Annotated in this window: 3 protein-coding genes and 1 pseudogene; 1 reads left to right on the forward strand and 3 read right to left on the reverse strand. The window is 35.3% G+C overall.

What is annotated here, in order from left to right:
- The 3 genes from CW752_RS09120 to CW752_RS09130 form a co-directional block, all read right to left on the reverse strand.
- Nucleotides 1-377 (reverse strand): glyceraldehyde 3-phosphate dehydrogenase NAD-binding domain-containing protein (locus CW752_RS09120; RefSeq protein ID WP_228401690.1); only part of this gene is annotated, 377 nt, incomplete at its 3' end.
- Nucleotides 378-410: 33 nt separating this feature from the next.
- The gene (gene pfkA / locus CW752_RS09125) at nt 411-1,397 is read right to left on the reverse strand and encodes a 6-phosphofructokinase (protein WP_101239415.1); all 987 of its coding nucleotides are present in this window, start codon (nt 1,395-1,397) and stop codon (nt 411-413) included.
- A gap of 83 nt (nt 1,398-1,480) precedes the next feature.
- Nucleotides 1,481-2,353, reverse strand: coding sequence for a DUF4846 domain-containing protein (locus CW752_RS09130; RefSeq protein ID WP_101239416.1), 873 nt, complete (start codon nt 2,351-2,353; stop codon nt 1,481-1,483).
- 236 nt (nt 2,354-2,589) lie between these two features.
- Between CW752_RS09130 and CW752_RS09135 the strand changes: the two are divergent.
- A pseudogene (locus CW752_RS09135) lies at nt 2,590-3,141 on the forward strand (hypothetical protein); the annotation flags it as partial.

Here is a 3,141-nt window from a genome sequence, read left to right on the forward strand (position 1 = left end):
TCTTTAGAAGGAGCAGAAAGGATTACTTTTTTTGCACCAGCGTTGATGTGAGCCTGAGCTGTATCTTTAGACAAGAAAAGACCTGTAGATTCTACGATATAATCAGCTCCGATTTCATTCCACTTTAGGTTGTTAGGATCTCTCTCAGCAGTTACTCTAATTTTCTTTCCGTTTACCACAAGATCATTTCCTTCTACAGAAACTTCACCTGGGAAAATCCCGTGTACAGAGTCATATTTTAACATGTAAGCCATGTATTCTGCATTGATTAGGTCATTGATTCCTACAACTTCAATGTTGTCTCTTTCAGTCATTGCTCTGAAAACAAGACGTCCAATTCTACCAAAACCGTTGATACCTACTTTAATTGTTGACATAATAGTTTGTTTTTATTAGATTTATAAAAATAATTAGATTGCTAAAATTTCTGAAATCAACATTAGATCTTTATTGATTTCATTATGTTTTTTAATGGCTTCTTCGATAGGAGTATACACCACATCGTTGGAACGCATTCCTGCCATTACATTGGTTTGCCCTTCCATTAATCCTACTACTGCACCATATCCAAGTCTGCTGGCCAATACTCTGTCTGCACAACTGGGAGATCCACCTCTTTGCATATGCCCCAACACCGCTACACGAATGTCATAATCGGGGAATATCTCCTTTGTTTTTTCAGCCAGTCCATACACATTTGCAAGTTTTTCACCTTCTGCAACGACTACAATACTGGAGGCTTTTCCTGTTTTTTCAGCTTTTCTGAATTTCGCGAAAAGATCATCCATGCTGTCTTTCTTCTCTGGAATTAAAATGTCTAAAGCTCCGGTTGCTAGCCCGCTGTTCAAAGCAATAAAGCCGGCATCACGTCCCATCACTTCAACAAAGAAAACTCTGTTGTGGGAAGTTGCCGTATCACGGATTTTGTCAATAGCTTCCATAGCAGTATTCAAAGCTGTATCATATCCGATGGTATTATCAGTCCCGAAAATATCATTATCGATGGTTCCCGGTATTCCGATTACTCTGATTCCGAATTCTTCACTGAAAATTTTTGCTCCGGTAAAAGTTCCGTCTCCTCCGATGCATACCAATCCGTCAATACCCAATTTTACACAATTGTCATAGGCTTTCTGACGGCCTTCTTTAGTTCTGAATTCAGCAGATCTGGCAGACTTTAGAATCGTTCCACCCTGGTTGATTATATTTTTTACGGAACGGGCTCCCATTTTAAGGAAATCATTGCTGATAAGACCATTGTAGCCTTCCCTTACACCGTAACATTCGATATTATAGTAGTTGGCGGTTCTTACTACCGCTCTTAATGCAGCATTCATACCTGGAGAATCTCCTCCTGAAGTAAGAACTGCAATCTTTTTTACAGCACTCTCTTTCATCTAGTAAAAAATTTCGAACACAAATCTACAAAAACAAGTTCAGATTATGGTAGTAAGTTCCCAATAGTTTTGTATATAAATAATTAAAAGCTTCTGAAGTTTGTCGGTTTGAAAATATATCGTGCCGTTTTGGTTTCCTGAGCATTGATGTTGAGGTCATACCATGGCGAAATACTTTTATTATAAGGATTGGAAAGCAGATGTACGGATTGTGCCGGAGTAAATCCTTCACCCAATAAAAATAATCTTTTCCCATCCCTGTTCTTACAAACTCCGGCAATAAAAACAACATGTCCCGGACTTCCCGGAGTAATCAAAATATCTCCGGTTTTTAAGTCCGGACTTTTTGTGATCGGTTTTGTTTCCTTATTTAATGAAATGGTTCCTGCATAATTAAAGATAAGGTCCAAATAATTTCTGAAATTTTGATAGGAATTATCAAAAGTTGCTGTTTTTCTGAAATTTACAGAACTACCACTAACAAGAGCTCTTGTGCCATTTTTATAATCATTCCAACTGATCAAATCTCCGCTTGTAAAATGGAATTTAATCTCATCAAACCTTTTTACTTTATACAAATACTCGGCTCTAAGACGGATTATAGCATCTGCACATTGCTGTAAGTCTTTATTTCCCGTATCAATATCAAAAACGGCTTCATGAAGATGTTGGGTGGAAATCGGTGTTCCGTCATATTTCAAAATCGGACTTCCGTAAGGTTTAAGTTTAAAATTTTCAATGAAATATCCGAAAGAATCCGGTTTTTCATCTACCCATTCATAATTTTTAGGTGGGGAAAATCTTTTTTTGATGGTGTTTTTTTCTTTATTGATGGAAGGATTACTTTCGGAAATAGAAAGGTTGAGGTTTTGAGAATCAGTTTTTGGAGAAACCTTATCATAATTACAGCTTACGACAAATATAAAGATTGTCAGACTCAAAATGATTTTTTTCATACCTATGGATTTCGTGATAAAAAGTTATTGAATTTAATAAATATTGAAACAAGGACAACCTTTGTCTGTTGATGTTTTTAATGTAAAGTTTTATTTTGTGGAATTTTTTGAATTTATAATATTTAATATTACTAATGTAATTAATATAAATTGAATTAATTTGCTGGTTTTTAATAATTTATATAAATAAAGACTATCTTCATGCAGTTCATTTATTGTTTACTTAATTCCAAACCATGATAAGATATCTCTACATTTTTTTATTAACAGTATCTACCAGTCTTTTTGCACAAAATACTACCGAAAAGGTTCTGTTTATTGGCAATAGTATGACTTCTTACAATGATATGCCACAGATTTTTGCAGGTATTGCCCAATCGAAAGGTAAAAGTATTCAAACAACTCAACATAGTCCGGGAGGAACCGGTTTTGTGAATCATGTAGGTGATAATACACTATATGCGATTATCCGAAGCAGTATTTTTGATAAGGTTGTAATGCAACCCGGAACAGGAGAATCAATAGGACACTCTTTTCCTATAAGTGCCACCGCTCAAAGAGGAAACAGGCTTAAAGATTCGATAAAGAAATACAGTCCTTGTGCACAATTTTTTTTATATGAAATAAGTAATGGAGTACAGGGAGCGAATGAGTATCCTGCTTATTTTACTTCTCAAAAGAAAATAAAAGACTCTATTTATAAATTGTCCGGATTAATGCAGGTTCCAATGATTCCGGCTGGGGAGGCTGTGAGAAAATATTATGAAAATAATCAGGACTTGCTTTTA

This window comes from Chryseobacterium sp. PMSZPI (assembly GCF_002835665.1).
Lineage (GTDB): Bacteria > Bacteroidota > Bacteroidia > Flavobacteriales > Weeksellaceae > Chryseobacterium.

What these genes read in the sequence shown, in the direction of transcription:
- pfkA (WP_101239415.1), bottom strand. Translation starts at nt 1,397, where the DNA reads ATGAAAGAGAGTGCTGTAAAAAAGATTGCAGTTCTTACTTCAGGAGGA.
- CW752_RS09130 (WP_101239416.1), bottom strand. Translation starts at nt 2,353, where the DNA reads ATGAAAAAAATCATTTTGAGTCTGACAATCTTTATATTTGTCGTAAGC.